This window comes from uncultured Chitinophaga sp., from assembly GCF_937874145.1.
Classification (GTDB): domain Bacteria; phylum Bacteroidota; class Bacteroidia; order Chitinophagales; family Chitinophagaceae; genus Chitinophaga.
Genome location: NZ_CALNBI010000412.1, coordinates 1 through 2717, shown reverse-complemented (window position 1 = coordinate 2717; position 2717 = coordinate 1). Strand labels below are relative to the sequence as shown.

3 protein-coding genes are annotated in these 2717 nt (G+C 57.6%); 2 read left to right on the top strand and 1 reads right to left on the bottom strand.

Annotated elements, in window-relative coordinates:
* A partial coding sequence (locus tag Q0510_RS19900) for a gliding motility-associated C-terminal domain-containing protein (protein WP_298715608.1) occupies positions 1 to 736 on the top strand: 736 nt, incomplete at its 5' end.
* Between the two features lie 17 nt (positions 737 to 753).
* Positions 754 to 1143, top strand: coding sequence for a VOC family protein (locus Q0510_RS19895; protein ID WP_298715606.1), 390 nt, complete (start codon positions 754 to 756; stop codon positions 1141 to 1143).
* An 11-nt stretch (positions 1144 to 1154) separates the two neighbouring features.
* Here the strand turns inward: Q0510_RS19895 and Q0510_RS19890 are convergent, their stop codons facing one another.
* A complete protein-coding gene (locus Q0510_RS19890; protein WP_298715604.1) occupies positions 1155 to 2522 on the bottom strand; it encodes a Gfo/Idh/MocA family oxidoreductase in 1368 nt (455 codons plus the stop codon).
* Between the last annotated feature and the right edge of the window lie 195 nt (positions 2523 to 2717).

Here is a 2717-nt window from a genome sequence, read left to right as displayed (position 1 = left end):
GCACGCCTGTATCGGCGAAGTGACGGAGCTGCGGGCGCAGAACCTCACGCCGGCGGTCAATATCACGGATTGGAAATGGGTGGTGAATCATGAAGATGAAATCAACCGGCAAAATACTTCCTACCGGTTTGCCCGGGGCGGCAAGTACAGCGTGGTGGCGCAGGCGGTGTCCGGCGACGGGTGCGCGGCGAAACCGGTTTTGCTGGAAGCCGTGGTTACCGACATCGCGTTGAATGCGGGCCCCGACACCACGATCGCCCGGGGGCAGCCCCTGCGCATGCATCCCTCCGTAACCGGGGAACGCCTCAGCTACGAATGGTGGCCGGCGAACAGCCTCAGCGACGCAACCTTGCCCGATCCCATCGCCATTCCCGATAAAGACCAGTTATACCGCCTCGTGGTACGCTCGCCGGAAGGTTGCGTGCAGGAAGATGAATTGATGGTGAAAGTCTATACCGGGCCCGAGTTTTACGTGCCCACGGCTTTCACGCCCAACAACGACGGTGTAAACGACCGGTTCCGCGTAATTGCTCCCGGTGTTCCGCAGCTGGGGTATTTCAGAGTGTGGGACAGATGGGGAAAGCTGGTCTGGGAAGCGAAATCGCTGACCGACTTCTGGAACGGCGAGCAAAATGGCCGGCCGGCATCCGCAGGAACATATGTTTGGGTCGTGGAAGGAACGGATTACACCGGCCGGAAATTCAGCCGGCAGGGAACGGTGACCCTCATCCGCTGATTCCTTACTTTTGTCCTATGCTGCAACTGCAAAATATCCACCATATCGCCATCATCTGTTCCGATTACGCCCGTTCGAAAGTTTTTTACACGGAAGTACTGGGGTTCACCATTGTGGCCGAGCATTACCGCGCCGCCCGCAACTCCTGGAAACTGGATCTGGCGCTGAACGGAACGTATACCATTGAGTTGTTTTCCTTTCCCGATCCTCCCGCCCGTGTATCGTCTCCCGAAGCGCGGGGCCTGCGCCACCTGGCGTTTGCCGTGCGCAACGTAGCCGCCTCCGCAGCCGTGCTGGAAAGCAAGGGAGTTGCCTGCGAACCGGTGCGGATTGATGAATTCACCGGCAAAAAGTTCACTTTTTTCACCGATCCCGACGGGCTCCCGCTCGAATTATACGAGGTGTAGGCTGATGGGTATTATACCAGCAAAGCCGCAGGGTGCTGCCAGGGGCCGCGATAGGGGCGTTGCAGCAGGCCGGTTGCTTCGTTGTCGCCCACGATGATCCTTTTGGAATGATCGTACACCACGGGTCTGCCGGTTTGCATGGAAATGTTGGCGAGGATGCAGCTGGCGGTGCTGATGTGCCCGTCTTCAATATCGGCTATCGGCCTTCCTTTGGTAGCGATGGCTTCGAGGAAGTTCAGCATGTGGAGGCGGGTGGCGGGTGCGGCGTTCAGTTCGATGCCTTTTTCGTTGACGTCTTCCGGGTATTTCTCTTTTTCATACACCACGTCTTTGTGGATCGGCTCGCCTTTTCCCTGCGGGATGAAGTCGTACGACATGGTGCTGGCTTTCAGCGTGCCTTTTTCGCCGTACAGCGTGAAGGCCCAGGGATATTTGGGGTCCGCCGGCGTGCCCCAGGTGCGGTGCTGCCAGGTACAGTTGAGATCGTCGTATTCGAAGATAGCGGATTGCGTATCCGCGATATTGGATTTACCTTCTTTCTGCACATAAATGCCGCCGGTGGAGGAGATGCGCTTCGGCCAGCCGAGTTGCAGCATCCAGCGGACGGTGTCGAACATATGGATACACATATCGCCCATAATGCCGTTGCCGTATTCCATGAAGGTGCGCCACCAGCGAACGTGCGGCATGCCGTCGAAGGGGCGGAGGGGCGCGGGGCCGGTCCACATTTCATAGTCGAAATGAGCCGGAACGGCCTCAACGGGCGGGTTGCCGTTGGCGCGCATATGGTAATAGCAGCACATTTCGACGTGGGATATCTTGCCCAGGAGCCCCGCGTCCACGATCGTTTTCTTTGCGTCGATGAGGTGCGGGGTGCTCTTGCGCTGGGTGCCTACCTGCACCACTTTACCGTATTTGCGCGCGGCGGCCAGCATGGCTTCGCCTTCAAGCACGTCTACGCTGATCGGTTTTTGCACGTATACGTTCGCCCCGGATTTGAGCGCCTCGATGGTCTGCAGGGCGTGCCAATGGTCGGGCGAGCCTACGAGCACGATATCCAGCTGGTTCTCTGAGAGCATTTTCCGGAAATCGCGGTACAATTTGGGCGTTTTGCCGGATTTCTGCCGTTGCGCCACCATCGTGCCGGCTTCCTTCAGCTGGTTTTCATCCGCATCGCACAGGGCGATCACCTGCACCGGCGCCACCTGCATCAACCGGAAAAGATCGCTTTTACCGTACCAGCCGGTGCCGATAAGGCCCACACGATAAGGTTTGTTGGGATTGACTACGTCGAGGCCGTAAGCCCCCAGGGCGGAAAGCGCCAGCGCCGCCGTTGCGCCTTTGAGAAAATGACGGCGGTTGATATGAAAAGTGGTCATAGCACGTGGAATTTGAATGGATTTCCTTAAAAATAGGGAATAAACGGCAGCGGTGCAAGGGCTGAAAAATGAAGCGGCCGCCGAAACCGGCGACCGCTGTTCTTTAATTGTGCTAAAGGGGATGTATATGCGCTAATCATCATTTTTCCTGGTCGTCTACCGCGTCTTTGGGCGCTTCGTTCCTTTCCGTTCTCA